Annotated in this window: 24 protein-coding genes; 1 reads left to right on the plus strand and 23 read right to left on the minus strand. The window is 37.0% G+C overall.

The genetic code is table 11. The features are described 5' to 3' along the window. From LPB89_RS09020 to LPB89_RS09130, 23 genes are all read right to left on the minus strand, one after another. Nucleotides 1-1,323: a TolC family protein gene (locus tag LPB89_RS09020; RefSeq protein ID WP_230701430.1), complete on the minus strand. Its 1,323-nt coding sequence runs from the start codon at nt 1,321-1,323 to the stop codon at nt 1-3. Further along, nucleotides 1,313-1,942, minus strand: coding sequence for a TetR/AcrR family transcriptional regulator (locus tag LPB89_RS09025; protein ID WP_127339503.1), 630 nt, complete (start codon nt 1,940-1,942; stop codon nt 1,313-1,315). The genes LPB89_RS09020 and LPB89_RS09025 overlap by 11 nt, the downstream gene beginning before the upstream one ends. A gap of 143 nt (nt 1,943-2,085) precedes the next feature. After that, entirely contained in the window at nt 2,086-2,403 is a 318-nt protein-coding gene (locus tag LPB89_RS09030) for a type II toxin-antitoxin system RelE/ParE family toxin (RefSeq protein ID WP_230701431.1), read from the minus strand. Next, on the minus strand, nt 2,394-2,636 hold the full coding sequence (locus tag LPB89_RS09035; RefSeq protein ID WP_230701432.1) for a hypothetical protein: 243 nt from the start codon (nt 2,634-2,636) through the stop codon (nt 2,394-2,396). The genes LPB89_RS09030 and LPB89_RS09035 overlap by 10 nt, the downstream gene beginning before the upstream one ends. Nucleotides 2,637-2,684: 48 nt before the next feature. Continuing rightward, a complete protein-coding gene (gene trpA, locus LPB89_RS09040) occupies nt 2,685-3,446 on the minus strand; it encodes a tryptophan synthase subunit alpha (RefSeq protein WP_230701433.1) in 762 nt (253 codons plus the stop codon). Nucleotides 3,447-3,601: 155 nt separating this feature from the next. Further along, a complete protein-coding gene (locus LPB89_RS09045) occupies nt 3,602-4,339 on the minus strand; it encodes a carbon-nitrogen hydrolase family protein (protein ID WP_230701434.1) in 738 nt (245 codons plus the stop codon). A gap of 65 nt (nt 4,340-4,404) precedes the next feature. After that, nucleotides 4,405-4,722 carry a gamma-glutamylcyclotransferase family protein gene (locus LPB89_RS09050; protein ID WP_127339507.1) on the minus strand — a complete coding sequence of 106 codons (318 nt, stop codon included), beginning with the start codon at nt 4,720-4,722 and terminating at the stop codon, nt 4,405-4,407. A gap of 129 nt (nt 4,723-4,851) precedes the next feature. Beyond that, the gene (gene trpB / locus LPB89_RS09055) at nt 4,852-6,033 is read right to left on the minus strand and encodes a tryptophan synthase subunit beta (RefSeq protein ID WP_230701435.1); all 1,182 of its coding nucleotides are present in this window, start codon (nt 6,031-6,033) and stop codon (nt 4,852-4,854) included. Between the two features lie 3 nt (nt 6,034-6,036). Next, nucleotides 6,037-6,705, minus strand: coding sequence for a phosphoribosylanthranilate isomerase (locus tag LPB89_RS09060; RefSeq protein ID WP_230701436.1), 669 nt, complete (start codon nt 6,703-6,705; stop codon nt 6,037-6,039). Nucleotides 6,706-6,838: 133 nt separating this feature from the next. After that, nucleotides 6,839-7,618, minus strand: coding sequence for an indole-3-glycerol phosphate synthase TrpC (gene trpC, locus LPB89_RS09065; protein ID WP_230701437.1), 780 nt, complete (start codon nt 7,616-7,618; stop codon nt 6,839-6,841). A 72-nt stretch (nt 7,619-7,690) separates the two neighbouring features. Further along, nucleotides 7,691-8,683, minus strand: a complete 993-nt coding sequence (trpD, locus tag LPB89_RS09070) for an anthranilate phosphoribosyltransferase (protein WP_230701438.1) — start codon at nt 8,681-8,683, stop codon at nt 7,691-7,693. A gap of 68 nt (nt 8,684-8,751) precedes the next feature. Continuing rightward, entirely contained in the window at nt 8,752-9,159 is a 408-nt protein-coding gene (locus tag LPB89_RS09075; protein ID WP_230701439.1) for a GNAT family N-acetyltransferase, read from the minus strand. A 117-nt stretch (nt 9,160-9,276) separates the two neighbouring features. Continuing rightward, nucleotides 9,277-9,843 (minus strand): aminodeoxychorismate/anthranilate synthase component II, encoded by a 567-nt coding sequence (locus tag LPB89_RS09080; RefSeq protein ID WP_230701440.1) that lies wholly within the window; start codon nt 9,841-9,843, stop codon nt 9,277-9,279. Nucleotides 9,844-9,926: 83 nt separating this feature from the next. Continuing rightward, nucleotides 9,927-10,370: a hypothetical protein gene (locus LPB89_RS09085; protein ID WP_230701441.1), complete on the minus strand. Its 444-nt coding sequence runs from the start codon at nt 10,368-10,370 to the stop codon at nt 9,927-9,929. 103 nt (nt 10,371-10,473) lie between these two features. Further along, complete coding sequence (locus LPB89_RS09090; RefSeq protein WP_230701442.1) at nt 10,474-11,874, minus strand: anthranilate synthase component I family protein; 1,401 nt, start codon at nt 11,872-11,874, stop codon at nt 10,474-10,476. Between the two features lie 297 nt (nt 11,875-12,171). Continuing rightward, nucleotides 12,172-13,452: a hypothetical protein gene (locus LPB89_RS09095; RefSeq protein ID WP_230701443.1), complete on the minus strand. Its 1,281-nt coding sequence runs from the start codon at nt 13,450-13,452 to the stop codon at nt 12,172-12,174. A 200-nt stretch (nt 13,453-13,652) separates the two neighbouring features. Further along, on the minus strand, nt 13,653-14,219 hold the full coding sequence (locus tag LPB89_RS09100) for a YceI family protein (RefSeq protein ID WP_154339149.1): 567 nt from the start codon (nt 14,217-14,219) through the stop codon (nt 13,653-13,655). Between the two features lie 31 nt (nt 14,220-14,250). Continuing rightward, nucleotides 14,251-14,883 carry an NAD(P)H-dependent oxidoreductase gene (locus tag LPB89_RS09105; protein WP_230701444.1) on the minus strand — a complete coding sequence of 211 codons (633 nt, stop codon included), beginning with the start codon at nt 14,881-14,883 and terminating at the stop codon, nt 14,251-14,253. 4 nt (nt 14,884-14,887) lie between these two features. Continuing rightward, nucleotides 14,888-15,352 (minus strand): MarR family winged helix-turn-helix transcriptional regulator, encoded by a 465-nt coding sequence (locus LPB89_RS09110; RefSeq protein ID WP_127339519.1) that lies wholly within the window; start codon nt 15,350-15,352, stop codon nt 14,888-14,890. 396 nt (nt 15,353-15,748) lie between these two features. Then, nucleotides 15,749-16,264, minus strand: coding sequence for a GNAT family N-acetyltransferase (locus LPB89_RS09115; RefSeq protein WP_230701445.1), 516 nt, complete (start codon nt 16,262-16,264; stop codon nt 15,749-15,751). A gap of 22 nt (nt 16,265-16,286) precedes the next feature. After that, a complete protein-coding gene (locus LPB89_RS09120; protein WP_230701446.1) occupies nt 16,287-16,766 on the minus strand; it encodes a DUF6691 family protein in 480 nt (159 codons plus the stop codon). A 10-nt stretch (nt 16,767-16,776) separates the two neighbouring features. Beyond that, complete coding sequence (locus LPB89_RS09125) at nt 16,777-17,346, minus strand: YeeE/YedE family protein (RefSeq protein ID WP_230701447.1); 570 nt, start codon at nt 17,344-17,346, stop codon at nt 16,777-16,779. Between the two features lie 84 nt (nt 17,347-17,430). Further along, a complete protein-coding gene (locus LPB89_RS09130) occupies nt 17,431-18,846 on the minus strand; it encodes a rhodanese-like domain-containing protein (RefSeq protein ID WP_230701448.1) in 1,416 nt (471 codons plus the stop codon). 343 nt (nt 18,847-19,189) lie between these two features. On the opposite strand from LPB89_RS09130, the gene LPB89_RS09135 reads away from it, so the two are divergent. Further along, complete coding sequence (locus tag LPB89_RS09135) at nt 19,190-19,780, plus strand: HD family hydrolase (protein ID WP_230701449.1); 591 nt, start codon at nt 19,190-19,192, stop codon at nt 19,778-19,780. The last annotated feature ends 53 nt before the right edge of the window (nt 19,781-19,833 follow it).

Consider the following 19,833-nt stretch of genomic DNA (forward strand, 5'->3'; position numbering starts at 1 on the left):
TTATATTTTAGAAAGATTGAATGATTGTGATAATTGTCCTGATACTGACAGTAATTCGTAATATTTTTGAATAATGGCTGCTTTAGATAAAGCAGTGTTTATTTTCGCATTTAGTTGTTCAACGTCAGCTTCAACCAGGTCATTGGTATCCGATAAACCATTGTCAAATTTGTCTTTTACAAGTCTGTAGTTTTCTTCTGCCTGTTGAAGTGCTTCGTCATAAACCACACTTTGATTAATCGCTAAGCTGTAATCTTCAATAGATTTCTGAACTTCTACTTTAATTCGGTCGGTCATAACCGCTTCGGTATTTTTTACTTCCAGGGCTTTGCTTTCAGCCTCACGTACATGAGCACTGTTTTTCAGGATTCCGGATAAATCATACGTTAAGCCAACCCCAAAATTCATAGCGTATTTTACCGTAATAAAATCTTTAAGGTCTAACGCCGTATAGCCACCCAATAAGGCAAGAGAAGGATAATATCCTGATTTTGCAACTCTAATATTCGCTTCACTGGCTTTTTGCTGAAAACGAATAGCTTCTAAATCTTTTCTGCTTTCCAGCGCTAAAGCATCTGAAGTAGGGGCATTGGTAGTTTTTAAATTGAAGAAATCAGATTCATTCACCTGAAGCTTTACTGTCGGGTCTAATTTTAACAGCGTAGTCAGGTAAAAATTAATGTTATTGATGTTGTTATTCGCTTCATCAATAGATAATTTCGTTTTGGAAACCAATAACTGCGCTTTCAGTAAATCATTTCTTGGAATGATTCCGTTTTTTTCCAGTTCCGTAAAATCCGTTACACGCTGCTGCGCCTGTTTTTGATTTTCGTTTAAAAGATCCAGTGTTTTTTGTGCTTTGTATAAAGCAGTGTAATAAGTGATTACACGTAATGCGACATCTTCCTTGGTTTTGGCTGCGTTGGCACTTTCGGCCTCATAAAGATTATCGTAAGCTTCAATACTGCTCTGGATTTTAAATCCGGAAAAAATAGGAAGGCTCAGATTGGCCATACCAAACATGGCGCGATCCGGAGAAGCCATTGGCTCTGCACTTGCTTCGTCATTGTGCATGTCGATGGAAGCTTTTGTTAACCTTTGGTACTGCCCTTGAATTTTTAAATCAGGGTATTGGTTGTTTTTAACCGTTTGTAACTCATATTTTCTTGAGTTTACCTTAGTGTTGGCAAGAGTAACTTCGTTACTTTTTTCCCAGGCCAGTTTAACGGCTTCGTCTAAGGTTAAACTTGTTTTTTCTTGTGCTTCTATTGATGATATTCCGATAAAGAAAATCCCAAAGAGCATTAATTGACTAATTTTCATAAACAAGTAGCGCTTTTATAGTTTGTTGAATGTGCTTTGTAAGACTGTTTTTAATATAATCGTTGTATAACGTTTCTGTATTTAAATTTAAAAGTTCCTCAAAGAAAGGTTTGTTCATGTGAAAGTGAAAAAAAGTTCCCATTATCGTCGGAGTGATCAACGGAATGATGACATCTTTTCTGAAAATCCCTTTTGACTGGCCTTCCTTTACGATTGTTTCCAGGGATTTTAAATTCCCTTTTTTTAATTCAGTGAAGGCAGCAAGATTTTCTTCTCTTTTTTTAGAAGTAAGTTCAAAATGTAAAATCCTGTAAATCCCTCTGTTACAATTAATTCGGTTAATGTAAATTTCGATTAATTTATTGACTTTATCAAGGGGTTCCAGATTTTCGTGCAATAAAAGTTCGATTTGCAGTTTTAAGTCAGAAGTTTTGTATAGAAGTAAAGCCTCCAGTAATCTTTCTTTAGAACCAAAATAATACGAAACCATGGCAATATTAATTTTTGCCATTTTCGATATATCCCGGATGGATGTACCTTCAAATCCTTTCTCGGAAAATAGCTTCTCCGCGACCTCGAGGATCTGAATTTTTTTATCGTTTAATTCGACTTTAGACATGGTATCATTTATAATCGGGTACAAAATTAAACAAGCGTTTAATTTAAACGCTTGTTTAATTTATTTTTAACACAATATTAACAGAAAACCATGTAGTTGCCTTAAGATAATATTGTGTTAAAAATAATTAGGAAAAAGAAGGATTATTTTCCTGAAGAAAGTTTTTGAGGATTTTGTCTTGTGTCAAAAATAGTAGATACAAATACGATTTGCTTTATTTCATCAATCCAATAAATAATTTTGTAATTTTTAAAAACTATATACCTGAAATCTTCGATTCTTTCAGATAAAAGGGCTTCTTTTTGTCCGCCATAAGGGTTAATTTCTAAAGATAGCGAACTGTCAATTATACCATTTACTAAATCTTGTGAAACTCTTATCCCAGCTTTAAATTTGTAATATTCAAAAATGTCTTCAAGTTTATTTTCTGCAAATTGAGTCCAATAAACAGTTAGCCCCATTTTTGAATTTTAGATTTTAAGTCTTTTCCAGATACAATTCGTGCATTTCCGGCATCATCTAAGGATTGATCAATTTCTTTATTAAATTGTTCCATATTCATTGCTTTCATTTCCTGATCTAAAAGTTTAACCTTTTGTTTATGAAGCAAGTTTTCAAGATCAATGACTATTTCTTCACTTTGAAGTCTTAGGAATTCCTGAACGAAAGATATTTTGCGGGCTTCTAAATCCATGATAATTGATTTTATTCAAATGTACAAAATAATTGTAAATGTTGCTGATTATCGGATCCCTCCAACAAATTCCGAAATTTTGCCAGAACCAATTTCACTCAAATGTTTAATAAAAGCACTCCCGATAATAGCGCCTTTGGCAAATTTTGTGGCCTGGTTAAAAGTCTCCTTATTCGAAATTCCGAAACCAATGATTTGTGGATTTTTCAGGTTCATGCCTGCAATTCTTTCGAAATAATCTTCCTGAACATTTCCAAAACCGGATTGGGAACCCGTAACACTTGCTGAACTTACCATATAAATAAAGCCATTTGAAACGCTGTCAATAAAACGAATGCGCTCGTCTGACGTTTGCGGTGTAATCAAAAACACGTTTATTAAACCGTATTTATCGAAAATAGGTTTGTATTCGTCTGCATAAACATCAACCGGAAGGTCCGGAATAATCAATCCGTCAATGCCGATTTCAGCACATTTTTTGCAGAATGCCTCAATGCCGTATTGTAACATCGGATTGAAATAGCCCATAATGATCAACGGGATTTTTACGCTTTCGCGAATGTCTTTCAGCTGATCGAAAAGAATCTGCGTTGTCATTCCGTTATGCAAAGCCTGTGTCGAACTTGCCTGAATTGTTGGTCCGTCTGCCAGAGGATCGCTGAAAGGCAAACCAATTTCAATTAAATCCACTCCGTTTTTTTCTAAGTCCTGAATGATTTGAACCGTATCGTTTAAATTAGGATATCCCGCCGAAAAATAAATAGAAAGGATCTTTTTATCTTCCTGTAATTTTTGAGTTATTCTGTTCATTTTATATTTTTTTTCTCCTGACAGGTTTACAAAACCTGTTAGGTATTTTATTAACTTTTATTTTTTGCCACAGATTTCATAGATTCTCACAGATCAAATTAAGCAGATGAATTAAAAAAATCATTTTAATCTGTGAAATCTGTGGCATTATTTTTCTAATTTTTTAAAATTGTACTCGTCCAGTTATCGCCCTGATTTTCTACAATTAAAAGCCCGGAATCCGAATCGTTCATTTGTGCAACCAGTTCTCCGTTGTTGTTCCAGAAAGCACTTTTTCCGCCTGAAGGATAACCCCAGGATTCACCACTGAAATTAGACATCAGAACATTCATTTGATGTTTTTGGGCATAACTTTGTAAATCACGATATGCATTTGGAATCCCGTTTGGTGTAAAGAAAATACTGGCGATATAAACCGAAGTTTCTTTTTTACCGGCATTTTCGGCATGAAGCGGATTGTCTATGTCGGCACAAATAGCAAACGAAATTTTATGATCTTCAATCGTAATCATCGGATTATAATCAAAAGAAGGCTGGAAAAATTCATCTTCCCCTTCATGCAAAAATTGTTTGGTATAGATTGAAACCGAATTATCGGGAAAAATAATAAATTCACCGATATACAATTCTGATTCATTCTGAATGGGAGCACCCGCGACAATGGTAATATTATAATCGACTGCCAGTTCTTTTAAATGGTCTATCCTGTAATCGTCTTTTGTAAACGCTAATTCCGCTGCATTTTCTCTTTCGTAACCTGTAATAGACAATTCCGGAAATACAATTAAATTGGCCCCTTTTTCTGCAGCCAGTCCGATCAAACGATAATGATCCAATAAATTAGAGGCTATATCTCCACGTTTTGGTTTTGTTTGTGCTGCTGCTAAAATCATTATGATGTATTGTTTTTTATATTTATTGATTGAGGTTTCTTAAAGAATCTTTCTTTTTTCGATTTTTAACTTTCAATATAAATCCATGCCGTTACGCCAGATTTCAGTTTGATCTGAACTCTTTTGTAGGCATTAGATTCGAATAAATCTGCTTTTGCCAGATCTTTGCTGGATATCGTATACACAATTCCCTTTATAAAATCGGAAGTATTTTCGCTGGGCATGGCTACAAAATAATCTGTCATTCCAAATTCTTCCTCTATTTTTAAATCCTTTAGTTTATAACCTGTCAGCTGGTCCGGTGTTCCGGGCAAAATCTTATTAAAAACCTGCATCTGAATTTCTTTTGACTGTAATGTTCCATAAGAAAATAGCTGTTCCATAAATGTTGTTTTTTGTTGTTACTGGTAGGCGTTAGGGGTAGCAGCGGTATCCTTTTGTTTTTTTCTTTAAAAAATAAAAGATTTAGCGAATAACCCGACCCTTGGGGAACGCCCAAATTACAACTTTTATTATAATTTAAAGTATTCGATATAATTGTCTAAATCTTTGTCACCGCGACCTGAAAGACTGATTACTACAACATCGGTTGGTTTGAATTTTTTCTGGTCCAGAACGGCAAAGGCATGTGCACTCTCGATCGCCGGAATAATTCCTTCTAATTTTGTTAATTGTAAACCGGCATTCATCGCTTCGTCATCGGTTACGGAAAAGAACTCGCCACGGCCTGTTTGTGCCAAATGGGCGTGCATGGGGCCGACTCCCGGATAATCCAGACCCGCAGAAATAGAGTAGGGCTCTGTAATTTGTCCGTCCGGAGTCTGCATCAAAAGTGTTTTACAACCGTGAATAACCCCTACTTTTCCTAACTTACTCGTTGCAGCACTATGACCACTGTTGACGCCTTTTCCGGCAGCCTCAACAGCAATGATACCCACTTCAGGCTCATGTAAAAAATGATAAAAAGTTCCCGCTGCGTTACTTCCGCCACCGATACAGGCAACTACGTAATCAGGGTTTTCGCGCCCTTCTTTTTCTTTCAGCTGCCATTTTATTTCTTCCGAGATAATACTCTGAAAACGGGTTACCATATCCGGATAAGGATGGGGACCAATAGCAGATCCGATAATATAATGCGTGTCCACCGGATTGTTAATCCAGTCACGGATGGCTTCGTTTGTAGCATCTTTTAAGGTTCTTGAACCCGAAAGCGCCGGACGCACTTCTGCGCCTAACATTTTCATTCTTGCCACATTCGGAGCCTGGCGTGCAATGTCAATTTCGCCCATGTACACAATGCAATCCAGTCCCATCAAGGCACAAACCGTTGCTGTTGCCACACCATGCTGGCCTGCACCGGTTTCTGCAATAATTCGTTTTTTGCCCAGACGTTTGGCAACGAGTATTTGCCCGATAGTGTTGTTGACTTTATGTGCTCCGGTATGGTTTAAGTCTTCTCTTTTCAGATAGACTTTGGTATTGTATTTTTCAGACAGACGTTTGGCGAAATAAAGCGGACTGGGACGTCCAACGTAATCTTTTAGCAATTGGTTAAATTCTGCTTTGAAATCCGGTTCAGCGATAATTTTTAAATATTGCTGGCGTAACTCTTCTACATTCGGATACAGCATTTCGGGAATGTAAGCTCCCCCAAATTCGCCGTAGTATCCTTTTTCGTTAACATTATAATTCATAATTTATTTGTTTTTTATTTCCTGGAGACGGGCACGTACGGATGCACTGGCGTGTGTTTCTATATAGGCCTCTCTGCACAATTTTATATTTTTTAATCCGGGTTCAATCTCAAATTTACTGTTTATATCAATGGCATAAATGGGTAATTTAAGTTTTTTTATCATCGGTATTTCATCAATTCCGATACCGCCGCTTAAGAAAAACGGTTTCTCCGACTTGTATTTTTCTAAAATCGTCCAGTCGAAAGTGGTTCCGTTTCCGCCGGGTAATTTTCCTTTGGTATCGAATAAAAAATAATCACATAACTTTTCAAAAGGAGTTAAAATGTCGAAATCAAAATCTTCACCAACGGAAAAAACTTTTATGATTTCGACTTTCGCATCAATTTTGCCATCGATTTTCTTTTTTAATTCCTGACAGAACTCAACGGATTCATTTCCGTGCAGCTGAACAGCCTGCAAATGGTATTTGTTGACTTTCGACATGATATAATCGACAGTGGCATCTACAAAAACACCTGTTTTCTTGATTGTTTTGATCAGTTCCGGAATCGTTCCGTCAAAATAGCGAGCGGATTTTTCGTAGAAAATAAAGCCCATATAATCAGGCAGGACAGCTCCCACTTCGAGAATATTGTCGGGATATTTCATTCCGCATATTTTTAGTTTCATTTTTTTTAATGCTTTAAGCTGTAAGCTTTACGCTTTAGGCTAATTATAGTAATGTTGAGAAACGGCTTTACGCTTTAGGCAGTAGGCTAATTTTAATAATGTTGAAAAAAGCGCAGTGCTTAAAGCCTACAGCCTACAGCTTCCCAATAAATTCCCTTGCGGCTTTTCCCGCATTATCGGTTTTCATAAAATTTTCCCCGATTAAAAAACCACTATACCCATAAGGTCTTAGTTCAGAAATGGCTTCAACCGATGAAATGCCGCTTTCGGAGACTTTTACAAATTCATCCGGAATTTTGGAGGCCAGCTGTTTGCTGAAATCCAGGCTTACTTCGAAGGTTTTCAGGTTTCGGTTGTTCACACCAATCATGTCAAGGGTTGGCATAATCGATTTTTCTAATTCTTCCTGATTGTGAACTTCCAGTAAAACTTCTAAACCTAGCTTTTTGGCGAATCCGGACAATGACTTGATTTCTTCGCGGGTTAATACCGCTGCGATCAGTAAAATCAAATCGGCTCCAAAAGCTTTGGCTTCCAGAATCTGGTATTCGTCTACAATAAATTCTTTTCGCAAAAGCGGAATATTTACGCAAGCTCTTGCTAAAAGTAAATCGTCCAGCGAACCGCCAAAATACTTTCCGTCTGTTAAAACAGAAATTCCGCAGGCACCTGCACTTTCATATCCTTTCACCACTTCTTCCACTGTAAAATTATGATTGATTACTGATTTTGAAGGCGAACGGCGTTTGTGCTCTGCAATAATCCCGGTTGTACTTTGTCTTAATTTTTGACTTAAGGAGATCGTCTCTCTTTCAAAAAATACCGAATTTTCCAATTGTGAAACCGGAATGATAGATTTTTTAAGGACAACTTCCCGTTGTTTATCGAAGATAATTTTATCTAAAATATTCATGGTTTATTTTTTGTTTCAGGTTTCAGGTTTCACGTTCCAACAATCTGAAACCTGAAACCTGAAACTATTTTTTTACTTGCTTAATTCTTTCAGTTTGTTCAATACTTTTAATCCTTTTCCGGAGAATAAACTTTCTTTCGCCTGTTTAAAACCTTCCTGTGGAGAGCATTTTGTTACCGTTGCAATCGCCATTGCAGCATTTGCACAAACCACATTATTTTGGGCTTCGCTTCCTTTTCCGGAAATGATACTGGTAAACATTTCTGCTGATTCTTCGATTGTTCTTCCGCCTTCGATTTCGCTTTGTGCTAAAAGGCGAACACCAAAATCATCCGGTTTTATCATGCCTTCCATAATGCTCGTGATAATTTTTGTCGGACCGGTTAGCGAAATTTCATCATAACCGTCAAGCGAATGCAGGATGGTAAAATTGACATCGGTATTCTGGTATAAATAAGCATACATTCTGGCTAACTCTAAATTGAAAACACCTACCAACTGATTTTTAGGAAACGACGGATTTACCATTGGCCCTAACATATTGAAGAATGTTTTTACAGCCAGTTCTTTTCTGATCGGCCCCACATTTTTCATTGCCGGGTGAAATAATGGTGCATGCAAAACGCAAATTCCGGCCAGATCGATACATTTTTCCAGAAAGTCCGGGTCATTGCTGAACTTGATGCCCATTTTTTCCATGACATTACTGGATCCGGAAATAGACGAAACTCCGTAATTCCCGTGTTTTGCCACTTTTATTCCGGCTCCCGCAGCGATAAAGGAAGCTAGAGTCGAAATGTTGAACGTATCTTTTCCGTCACCACCCGTTCCGCATAAATCGATCGTATTATAAGCCGATAAGTCAACACGAACGCATAATTCCAACAGTGCTTCCCGAAAACCGGAAAGTTCGTCTATCGTGATACTGCGCATCATAAATACGGTTAAAAAAGCCGAAATCTGACTCGGATTATAAGCTCCGCTTGAGATATTAATCAGTACGTTTTTTGCTTCTTCTTTGGTAAGCACTTCGTGGTTGATTAATTTATTTAATATATTTTTCATTTTTTTGAGGTTCTAAGTTTTCTGCTAAGACTGTAAACTGAGACTGAGACTGAGACTATCTGCTTTTTTCAATGTTCATTTCCCTGATAAATCCACATGGGTTCTGTTTTTCCTGCACGCTCAAATCCGTTCTTTTTGTAAAAGTCAACAGCTCTTCCGTCTGCGGTTAACATTTGCATGTGAAAGTGACTGTATTTCTCCTGCATTTTATCCATAATCAGTTTCCCGATTCCTTTTCCATGATATTCGGGGAGCACCAATAAATGTGGATAATAAACTGTTAAATATCCATCAGAAATCGCATTGCCAAGCCCAACCAGTTTTTCCCCTTCCCAGGCGGTTATTAACGTTTCGGAATTCAAAAGAGCGTTATACAATTCGTTAGGTTTATTGGCCGAACTCCATTCGTTTTCTTTGTAGAGTACTAATATGTCTTCGAGATTAATTTCTCTGGTTTCTAAAATTTCTATGTTCATTTTTTTTGAGGTTCTAAGTTGCTGAGAGGCTAAGGTTCTAAGTTTTTAAACTGTCTGATCCCAATAGCGGTCGGAAAGACTAAATACTGAGACTGTAAACTGAGACTGTAACTGTCACTAACTCTTTACCCAATTCTCTAAAATCCTTTTTCCATTAGGTGTTAAAACGCTTTCCGGGTGAAACTGAACGCCTCGTACGTCAAAAGTTTTGTGTCTTAGCGACATAATTTGGCCGTTTTCATCGATTGAAGTTGCTTCAAGAACTTCAGGCAAATTGGCATCAACTACCCAGGAGTGGTAACGTCCTACTTCAAATTCATTTCCTAAACCTTCAAACAGGATTTCATCGGAGACTACTGTTTTGACGTTGGTGGCAACGCCGTGATAGACTTTATCAAGGTTCGAAAGTGTCCCTCCAAAAACTTCTCCGATTGCCTGTTGTCCCAGACAAACGCCTAAAATACTTTTTGTCGGAGCGTATTTCTGAATTACTGCTTTTAATAAGCCCGCTTCATCCGGAATTCCCGGTCCGGGCGAAAGCAATATTTTATCGAAAGAAGCAATTTCGTCGATGTCAAACTCATCGTTTCGGTAAACGGTAACTTCGCAATTTAAATCTTCTAAATAGTGCACTAAGTTGTAAGTGAAACTATCGTAATTGTCTATAACTAATATTTTTTTCATCTTTATTTTTTTGTTTCAGGTTTCAGGTTTTCTTTGTTTCACGTTCCAATAACCTGAAACAAAGAAAACCTGAAACTAAATTTTTATTTTTCTCTAACGTACTTCTCGACAATAATGCGGTCAACGCCTAGTTTTTCCACTTTTTCTATTCCTTTTTGAATCAGCGTGTCATTTTTAACCTTTACTACAAATTCGAACTTGTTGTTTTCCCATTGACGGTTATTAAAATATTCGAGATTTTCGGTATAAATACTGTCTTTCAACGTATATTTTCCGCCTCCGCCAAAAAATACCGCGGCTGTGGAATCTTTGCCGTTATGTAAATCATGATTGAAAAAAGCAAAGTGCGAATCGTTTATAATTTTAATCATTTTTGTTTTGGAATTGAAAGTCGAAAAAGTCGAATCTTTCTCTGTGGTTTCTGCCGATATCAAACGCCAGGTTCCTTCAATAGGATTTGGCTTTTTGTCTGAAGTACAAGCCGAAATAGTGAGTATTAAAATTAAAAGTGATAGTGCTTTTTTCATGGTTTTTATGGTTGGTTTGTTTTTGTTTCAGGTTTCAGGTTTCAGGTTGCGACTGCGACTGTGACTGTGACTGCAATTGCGACTAATCAGGAGCTACTGAACACTAAATCTTCTCGGCCATTTCTAACGCGGTATGCAACGCTCGTAGCTTATTATAAACTTCCTGCATCTCGCTTTCCTCATCTGAACTGGCGACAATTCCGGCGCCGGCCTGACAATGCAACTGGTGGTTTTTGCTAAGGAAAGTCCGAATCATGATCGCGTGATTAAAATTGCCTTCAAAATCCATGAAACCGATAGCACCGCCGTAGAAATTACGGTTGGTTTTTTCGTAATCTTCGATTAATTGCATCGCTCTGTGTTTCGGTGCTCCGCTTAAAGTACCTGCCGGAAAAGTATCAGCAACAACCTGCATGGTAGTCGCTTTTTCATGCAAATGACCTGTCACTTTTGAAACTAAGTGAATGACATGCGAAAAAAACTGAACTTCTCTGTATTTCTCCACGTTTACATCGTGACCGTTTCGGCTTAAATCATTTCGGGCCAAATCGACTAACATCACATGTTCACTGTTTTCTTTTTTATCTTCCGAAAGTTCTTTGGCTAAAAGTGCATCGCGTTCGTCATTTCCGGTTCTTTTGAATGTTCCGGCAATCGGATGAATTTCAGCTTTTCTGTTTTTTACAATAATCTGAGCTTCGGGAGAAGAACCGAATATTTTGAAATCTCCGTAATCAAAAAAGAATAAATAGGGAGAAGGGTTAATGCTTCTTAAAGCCCTGTATACATTAAATTCGTCACCTTTAAAACCTTGTGTAAAACGACGTGATAAAACCAATTGGAAAACATCGCCACGGAAACAGTGTTTCTTGGCCAATGCCACGTTATGTTTGAATTCATCATCCGTCAGATTCGAAAATCCTTCGCCTTCTTTAGTGAATTTATAAGAGGCGATATTTCTGGACTGCAGCAATTGTTCGATCTCCGAAATATTGTTTGTTCCATCTACGCTGTGGCAGAAGATATAGGCTTCATTTTTGAAGTGATTAATCGCAATAATGTTTTGATAAACGGCATAAAAAACATCTGGAATTGAAGTAGTGTTGTCTTTTTTGGCAATGCTTACTTTTTCGAAATAACGAACAGCATCGTAGGAGATGTATCCGAATAAACCATTGTTGATGAATTTAAAATCATTTTTCTCCGATTTAAACTGGCTTGAAAATTCCTGAATTACCTCCGGAATATTGGTTGAAGCCGCAATTGAAATGGTTTCTGTTGTTCCGTCAGGAAATGTTTTTGAGATTATTTCATTCTCAATTTTAATCGTAGCAATCGGATTACAGCAGATGTAAGAGAAACTGTTGTCATTTCCGTGATAATCACTGCTTTCCAGTAATAAACTATTGGGAAACTTATCCCTGATTTTAAAATAGATACTTACCGGCGTAATTGTGTCTGCCAGAATTTGTTTGTAGTGTGTGTTGAGTATAAAAGGCTTCAATGTATTTCGTTTTTTATAGTTTAATATTTTTCATTTCGATTGTGACCAAAAAAAAAGGCTTGTCGTGATGACAAGCCTTTTATATTTATAGTTTTACAGTACCATAGGAAGCTTTGTTCACGACGTTTGACGTAAATTCTTCCACCACCAAGTATTGTTTAAAATTGTTCTCATTTCTTTTTTTGTTGTGACAAAGATATAAATGTAATTTGGATTAAAACACATAAAATCTTAAAAAAATCTTTTCTAAATTTAGAAATTTGTTAAATTCTAAAGGAGTAAAGGCCTTTTAAGTGCTTAATTTCCAATTGCAATTGTGTTGTTTTGGTTCGCTCTGAAATCCGGATTTTCCTTGATATTTGGCATTGTAAACAACTCGCTGTTCTTCATTTTTGTGTATCCGATTCCAAATTCAGGTTTGTTATACCAATTTTGTATAGATGGATCTGTACCGCTTGCTTCACTTGTAATTCCTCCGTTGCAATTGTTTACAATTACGTTTTTGAATGTAATTTTTGATAAGTTGGCATCACTGCTTCCAATGTTTTCCTCCAGTAAAGTAAAAGGAGTAAAGCCCGAAACAATGCTGTTGGTTAAGTTGAAAAATGTATTTTCCCTAATATGGATGGATTCTCTTACCAATCCCTGATTGTTTTCTTCCAGATTTACAAGTGTAATATTACTGGCATTTATACGAGTCAGTTTCTTGCTCATATCTGTATTTTGAATTTTATCATAAGAATCCACTTCAAAACATCTGGATCCGGAAACGTCTGAAGAGAAAGGATGACGAATGGCAATACTGTTGCTGATATTGATTTGGGCTCCTTGTGTAAAGTCAAAATCATCATCTGTAGTACGGTACGAAACCAGATTACTCATATTAATATCTCCTCCGTAACATTCGAAAGAATCATCATTTGAAAAACTAATCTGAATATTGTTTAAAACCGTTTTTCTCCCAACCCCGGCTAAAGACAGTCCGTTAAGCTCTTTTAAAGCACTTAATTTTCTTCCTGCATATTCAATACGTACGTATTTTAGAATTCCGGAATTGTCTTCTGCATCTGGACCGCCATAATGATTGAGAATAGGGTCTAAGTCAAAAGGTAAAGTGTGCAATCCTCCAAGAGTGTTTATTGGTGCTTTTCCTAAAATAATAATACCGCCCCAGTCGCCCGGTTTTCGTTCTGTTTTTTCTTTGTTTGAAGTAAAAACAATCGGATCAGTTTCTAAACCTTCGGCCATAATTTTTGAGCCATTAGTGATCACCAGTGTTCCGCATGTTTTATCGTCACCTCGAATAACAGTTCCCGGTTCGATTGTTAAAGTTGCATTATTGATCACATATACCACGCCAACTAACTGATAGGTATTGCGTTTTAAGAGTTTGGTATCTTTATCTATTGTGCCGGCAATTATATTGGTAGCTTCACCATATTCATTGGCAACAGGTTTAAAATTGGTCCAGTTATTCATCCAGTTGTTGGTTCCAATAATTCCTTTGGTTTGTTGTTGGGCGTGTAGAAAAAAACTGCTGATAAGGGTAATAAGGACAAATTGTACTTTTGTTTTCATAACTATTTGATTTCTAGTTTTTGATTTTTTTAATTACCCAAAATTAAGGGGTGCATGTTAATCAAAACGGTGATCATTATTACCAAAGTGTTATGTAAACATTAAGAACGTTATTTTTTTGAATATATAGCAAAAAAGAAACCCCAATAGCATAAACTATTGGGGTTTTCTGAATATTATGAACTAGTAAGCCTGAAATATTAGAATTTTAAAGCTACAGTCAATTCGAAATCGTCATTGATAGTTTTGTCTCCTAAACCTTCAAAGAAATTTCCTGAACCGTATTTGATATCATATTTAGTTCTGTCAACTTTGAATGCAGTAGTTGCAGTGTTTCCAGCTACAGCGATGTCAAAAGTTACTGGTTTAGTAATTCCTTTGATTGTTAAATCAGCAGTTACCGTATAAACGTCAGTTGATTTAGCTCCGATAGTTTTGAAAACTAATTTAGCAGTTGGGAATTTATCAGTTCCGAAGAAATCGTCAGCTTTAAGGTGACCGTTTAATTTTCCTTGGTATTCTCCTGTTAAGTCAGTAGAAGTTAAAGAAGTCATGTCAACAGTAAAGCTACCGCCAACTAATTTTTTTCCTTTGAAAACTACAGCACCGTCTTTAAAGTTTACTGTACCTGAATGTTCTCCGGTTACTTTTTTACCTACCCATTTGATAGTAGATGCTTTTACATCGATTTTTTTTGTTTGTGCGTTTACTGAAACGCTAGCCACTGCTACGAATAATGCTATTGCAATTGTTTTTAAATTTTTCATGTTGTTAAAATTGATTTTGGATTAATATTAATTATAGTTTGATAAATAATTCTTCTTGTGATTTTCTGACTTTTATATGATGCTGAGCATCATCTTCATTATGTCTGTACCCTACAGTTGCAATAACCGAAGCGTTTAAGCCTAATTTGTCTAAGCCTAAGATTTCATTAAATGCAGCAGCGTTAAATCCTTCCATTGGAGTGGCATCGATTTTTAATTCGGCAGCGGCACTTAATAAGTTGCCTAAAGCGATATAAGTTTGTTTGGCAGTCCATGTATTTTTTGCGTCAGCCGGCAGACCTGAAATCATACCTTTCATCATGTCGCTGAATCCGGCAAGAGCTTCGGTAGGAACACCTCTTGTTTCGCTGATATTTTTGATGTAATTGTTTACGGCTTCATCACCCACATTTACGTCATTTGCAAAGACAAATAATTGAGAAGCATCTGTGATCTGGGTTTGACCGTAAGCAGCAGCTTTCAGTTTTTCTCTTATTTCCGGATTTTCAACGATAACAATTTTATAAGGTTGTAATCCGTATGAAGAAGCGCTTAATCGTACCGCTTCTTTTATGGTATTCAAATCAGCATCAGAGATTTTTTTGGCAGCATCAAATTTTTTTGTAGCATATCTCCAATTTAAACTTTCTAAGTATGTGCTCATAATTTTAAATTTGTTTATTGGTTCGGTATTTTTCTAATAATATATTTAATAATTCTAATTCTTCTTTACTTATATTTTCGGCAAATAAACGCTCGTGTTCATCTACTTTCGGATCTAATTCCTTTAAAACATCCAGTCCTTTCTGGGTTATGGCAACTTCTATTTTTCGTCTGTTGCCCGGACAAACATTCCGGGTTACATAATCTTTCAGTAAAAGTTTATCAACCAGCCGTGTCGTGTTGCTTGTTTTGGCCAGCATACGTTCCTGTATCATACACATATTGGCAGGATTTCCTTTTTGCCCTCTCAATATGCGCAGCACATTATATTGTTCTCCGGATAAATCATACGGTCTTATCAACTCGTTGAAATGATCCTGAATCACATTTTGTGTGTACATGATATTCAGAATAACTTTTTTCGCATTATCCATCTTAACTGTACTTTTTATAACCTCTTCAATTGTCATAGTCGTAAGTGTATAATTTGTATATACAAATGTATAACTTTTGATAGTTGTATATACAAATGTCATGTTAATTTTTTGTTAATTAAATTAACGGGTATTTTTTAATTGCACTAACTCTATAAAATTAGTATAAAAGTAATGCAAAATTTTATTGAAATGAAAGTTTAAAATCAAAAATCTAAACTCAGAAATCTAAAATAGAGTAGGGGCGTGCCACCAGACCGATGAGAGGGCAAAATTTACCTGGCGATTATACGCCCTCTCATCGGTCTGCTGTCGGGCTATACGCTCCGCTGCGGCGGACAGCTTCTATCCCTCACGCGGGCGCACGATACGAGAAACCCGACAGGTTTTTAAACACTGTCGGGTTTCTCGTACTACCTGACTTTATTTATTTTAAGCTAACATTTTCTCGTACGCTTTTCGTGCCGCCCCTCTAAAATAGACTTCACCACAATACGTATAGTTTAGTTTGTCTAAGATTTTCAACATTGGAGTGTTATCAAAGTTAGTATCTACCTTAATACTATACACGTTTTGTTGAATTGCTAAATCTTCTGTTTTTTGAAAGAGTTTTGTAGCGATACCTTTTCCTTTTGCCAGTTTTGAAACAGCTACACGATGTACCACGACATAATCACCTTTACTAAGCCATTGGCCTTCGATTTCTTCGTAAGCGGGTTCGATGTCGAAAATGATGGCAGCGTAACACAAAATGGTTTCGTTTTCGGTAAGAACGTAGCCAAAACCAGTATTGATATCATTTGTAATTGAAAGTTCATTTGGATAACCGTCTTGCCATTGTTTACTTCCTTCTAATCGTCTTTGTTCGATAGCATCTTGTATAATTTCCCAAATTTGAGGTACTTCTGAAAGATTTGCTTTTCTTAATTGTAATTCTGTTAAGCTCATTTTTTAATCTGCTATTAAGGTATTAATGAGGCAGTTTGTCTTTAATAAGGCCATACACCCAGGTGCCTGCAATGGCACTGACCAAAGTGACAACAATTACCGTAACTCCGGTTCCGATTTGGGCAAACAAAGGCCCGGGACAAGCTCCTGTCAGGACCCAGCCAAATCCGAACATCAGTCCGCCATAGATTTGCCCTTTATTAAAGGTCTTAGGCTGAATTTCTATTTTTTCGCCCTGAATGGTTTTAATATTGAATCTTTTGATCAGCTGAACGGATATAATTCCGACAACGACTGCGCTGCCAATGACACCGTACATAAAGAAGGATTGCAATTGAAACATTTCCTGAATGCGGTACCAGCTGATGATTTCGGCTTTTACGAATATAATTCCAAAGAAGATTCCAACAATACCATATTTCAGATTGGAGAGTCCGGAATCTTTCAATTGGCTTCCGTTGATTCCTTCTGTGTCTGTATTTTGATTTTCTAAATGATTCATTTTTGAAATTTTAAAGTGAAAGAATATAAGGTAAAATCAAATTGGCCATAAAAAAACCGCCAATCATAAAACAGATGGTCGCAACTAATGAAGGCCATTGTAAATTTGAAATTCCCATAATGGCATGTCCGCTCGTACAGCCGCCCGCATAACGTGTTCCGAAGCCTACTAAAAAGCCACCAACAACCATCATAATAAAGCCGCGAAGTGTCAATAAACTTTCCCACGAGAAAAGTTCTTTGGGCATTAATCCGGAACGATCCGTGATTCCGTAAGTAGTTAATTGTTCTGAAAGTTTCGCCGTAATTTCAACCGGATTTGGATTTGAAAGAAAATAAGCCGCAATAACTCCGCCAAGGAAAATTCCGAAAACGAAAAATAAATTCCAGCTTTCTTTTTTCCAGTCGTATTTAAAAAAGGAGATGTTTGCCGGAATACAAGCCGCACAGATATGTCGCAAGGAAGAACTAATTCCAAATGATTTATTTCCGATAATTAACAAAATAGGTACAGTCAACCCGATTAACGGACCTGAAACGTACCAAGGCCAGGGTTCTCTCAAAATTTCTAGTAGATTCATTTTTTTTAAGGTTCTAAGTGGCAAAGGTTCAAAGGTTCAAAGGCTAAAACCTTTGTCACTTTGTGCCTTTGTATCTTTGTTACTTTATTTTAATACTTTACTCTGGCAAACAAAATCAGACTTTGGGATTTCAGTTTTCGAGATCGCCCCAAAACCGCCTTCCACTTCTGAAAAATTTCTAAACCCGCGTGCCTGCAAAATAGACGCCGCAATCATACTGCGGTAACCTCCGGCACAATGCAGGTAAAAATGCTCATTCGGATTAATATCTTTTACCCAGTCGTTGATGAAAGCCAATGGTTTGTTGTAAGCTTCATCGATATGTTCTGCAGCGTATTCGGTTTCTTTACGAATGTCGATTACTTTGTCTTCGTCAATTTTAAATTCAGTTGCAAATTGTGCAGCGGTAATTCGGTTAACAGTATCAATTTCAAAACCGGCTTGCTGCCAGGCTTCAAAACCACCTTCCAGATGTCCGATGATTGCATCAAACCCAACACGGCTTAAGCGTGTTACCGTTTCTTCTTCGAGACCAATTTCGGTAACCAATATAATAGGTTGTTTTACATTGGCAATTAAAGTTCCCACCCAAGGTGCAAAATCACCATTGATTCCAATATTAATAGACTGTGGAATAAACCCTTTGCTAAAATTGGCAGCACTTCTGGTATCCAGGATCAAAGCTCCGGTTTCTTCGGCTACAGCTTCAAATTCTTCGGCTTTTATGGTTTTCATTCCGTTATGCAAAACCGATTCAAAACTTTCGTAACCGTTTTTATTCATGGCCACATTCATACTGAAATAGGCTGGAGGAGGCAATAATCCGTCAGTCACTTCGGTAATAAATTCAGCTTCGGTCATATTGGCACGCAAAGCATAATTGGTTGCTTTTTGATTTCCAATAGTCGAAACTGTTTCTTTGCTCATGTTTTTTCCACAGGCACTTCCGGCTCCGTGTGCAGGATATACGATGATATCGTCTGCCAGAGTCATAATTTTATCTCTTAACGAATGAAATAAAATTCCGGCCAGCTGATCCTGTGTCATTCCGGCTGCTTTTTGTGCCAGATCCGGTCTTCCCACATCTCCGATAAATAAAGTGTCTCCGGAGAAAATCGCATGGTCTTTTCCGTTTTCATCAATCAGTAAATAGGTAGTGCTTTCCATGGTGTGCCCGGGAGTGTGCAGGGCTTTAATCGTGATTTTTCCGATTTTAAATTCCTGTCCGTCTTTCGCGGAAATGCAGTCAAATTCACAGGTCGCATTAGGTCCGTAAACAATTGGCGCCTGAGTTTCTTTGCTTAAATCGATATGTCCGGAAACAAAATCAGCATGGAAATGCGTTTCAAAAATATATTTCAATTTAACGGCATCACGTTCTAAACGATCTAAGTAAGGCTGAATTTCTCTTAACGGGTCAATAATCGCAGCTTCACCGTCTGAAGTTATATAGTAAGCACCCTGCGCAAGGCATCCGGTGTAAATTTGTTCAATTTTCATGATTTGGGAATCTAAATAATGGTGTACAAAGATAACTCGGTTTTTCTAAAGAATAAGTGACTAATGTTACAGAAATTCATTTTTGAAATAAAAAAAAGGAATTTCACCATGTAAGTGATGTAAGTTCATTTAAGGCGTTACGCAATCCACGTTAAGCTTATATGGACTTCTATGACTTACATGGTAGAAAAAATATAAACCCATTTAAATAAAAGTAAGGTTTCACTAACAGGACTTCGACTTCGCTCAGTCTGACAAAATGCAAAACTAAAATGAACTTACATTACTTATAGGCTAGAAAAAAAATCTCCGTAATTTTACAACGCTACGAAAATCATTTATTATGAATACACAAGACTTATTGGATCAGATTGCTTTTATAAAAGAGATTGATAAAGTAAAATACATTCAGCGGAAAACGAAGCTGTTTAACAGTGACCGAAATGAAAACGATGCTGAACACAGCTGGCATCTGGCGTTAATGGCGATTGTTCTGGCCGAGCATTCAGATAGACCAATTGATGTTTTGAAAGTGGTTAAAATGGTTTTGATACACGATATTGTAGAAATCGACGCCGGGGATGTTTTTTTGTATGATTTGCAAATCAATCATTCGAATACCGATGCAGAACGTCTGGCCGCGATCCGCATTTTTGGCCTGCTTCCAAAAAAACAAGCCGAAACCTTTATTGAAATCTGGGAAGAATTTGAAGCCGGGGAAACCAACGAAGCCAAATTTGCCAAATCGATGGACAGATTAGAGCCTTTACTGCAAAACACCTCTAACAACGGTGGCACCTGGAAAGAGTTTGGCGTAGGGTACCAAAAAGTTTACGAAAAAAAGAGTGTGATAAAAGAAGGCTCCCGGACTTTATGGACGTACGCGGAAGGCCTGATAAATGAAAGTGTCGAAAAAGGAATTTTAAAGAAATAATCAAATATAGCGAACATAATCAAATATAGCCTGCGGTTGAAACCGCAGGCTAT

Source organism: Flavobacterium sp. ENC, from assembly GCF_020991415.1.
Classification (GTDB): Bacteria; Bacteroidota; Bacteroidia; order Flavobacteriales; family Flavobacteriaceae; genus Flavobacterium.

Bases quoted from the DNA above. Each gene is read 5' to 3' on its own strand.
- LPB89_RS09020 (WP_230701430.1), bottom strand. From the start codon at position 1,323: ATGAAAATTAGTCAATTAATGCTCTTTGGGATTTTCTTTATCGGAATA.
- LPB89_RS09025 (WP_127339503.1), bottom strand. From the start codon at position 1,942: ATGTCTAAAGTCGAATTAAACGATAAAAAAATTCAGATCCTCGAGGTC.
- LPB89_RS09030 (WP_230701431.1), bottom strand. From the start codon at position 2,403: ATGGGGCTAACTGTTTATTGGACTCAATTTGCAGAAAATAAACTTGAA.
- LPB89_RS09035 (WP_230701432.1), bottom strand. From the start codon at position 2,636: ATGGATTTAGAAGCCCGCAAAATATCTTTCGTTCAGGAATTCCTAAGA.
- trpA (WP_230701433.1), bottom strand. From the start codon at position 3,446: ATGAACAGAATAACTCAAAAATTACAGGAAGATAAAAAGATCCTTTCT.
- LPB89_RS09045 (WP_230701434.1), bottom strand. From the start codon at position 4,339: ATGATTTTAGCAGCAGCACAAACAAAACCAAAACGTGGAGATATAGCC.
- LPB89_RS09050 (WP_127339507.1), bottom strand. From the start codon at position 4,722: ATGGAACAGCTATTTTCTTATGGAACATTACAGTCAAAAGAAATTCAG.
- trpB (WP_230701435.1), bottom strand. From the start codon at position 6,033: ATGAATTATAATGTTAACGAAAAAGGATACTACGGCGAATTTGGGGGA.
- LPB89_RS09060 (WP_230701436.1), bottom strand. From the start codon at position 6,705: ATGAAACTAAAAATATGCGGAATGAAATATCCCGACAATATTCTCGAA.
- trpC (WP_230701437.1), bottom strand. From the start codon at position 7,618: ATGAATATTTTAGATAAAATTATCTTCGATAAACAACGGGAAGTTGTC.
- trpD (WP_230701438.1), bottom strand. From the start codon at position 8,683: ATGAAAAATATATTAAATAAATTAATCAACCACGAAGTGCTTACCAAA.
- LPB89_RS09075 (WP_230701439.1), bottom strand. From the start codon at position 9,159: ATGAACATAGAAATTTTAGAAACCAGAGAAATTAATCTCGAAGACATA.
- LPB89_RS09080 (WP_230701440.1), bottom strand. From the start codon at position 9,843: ATGAAAAAAATATTAGTTATAGACAATTACGATAGTTTCACTTACAAC.
- LPB89_RS09085 (WP_230701441.1), bottom strand. From the start codon at position 10,370: ATGAAAAAAGCACTATCACTTTTAATTTTAATACTCACTATTTCGGCT.
- LPB89_RS09095 (WP_230701443.1), bottom strand. From the start codon at position 13,452: ATGAAAACAAAAGTACAATTTGTCCTTATTACCCTTATCAGCAGTTTT.
- LPB89_RS09100 (WP_154339149.1), bottom strand. From the start codon at position 14,219: ATGAAAAATTTAAAAACAATTGCAATAGCATTATTCGTAGCAGTGGCT.
- LPB89_RS09105 (WP_230701444.1), bottom strand. From the start codon at position 14,883: ATGAGCACATACTTAGAAAGTTTAAATTGGAGATATGCTACAAAAAAA.
- LPB89_RS09110 (WP_127339519.1), bottom strand. From the start codon at position 15,352: ATGACAATTGAAGAGGTTATAAAAAGTACAGTTAAGATGGATAATGCG.
- LPB89_RS09115 (WP_230701445.1), bottom strand. From the start codon at position 16,264: ATGAGCTTAACAGAATTACAATTAAGAAAAGCAAATCTTTCAGAAGTA.
- LPB89_RS09120 (WP_230701446.1), bottom strand. From the start codon at position 16,766: ATGAATCATTTAGAAAATCAAAATACAGACACAGAAGGAATCAACGGA.
- LPB89_RS09125 (WP_230701447.1), bottom strand. From the start codon at position 17,346: ATGAATCTACTAGAAATTTTGAGAGAACCCTGGCCTTGGTACGTTTCA.
- LPB89_RS09130 (WP_230701448.1), bottom strand. From the start codon at position 18,846: ATGAAAATTGAACAAATTTACACCGGATGCCTTGCGCAGGGTGCTTAC.
- LPB89_RS09135 (WP_230701449.1), top strand. From the start codon at position 19,190: ATGAATACACAAGACTTATTGGATCAGATTGCTTTTATAAAAGAGATT.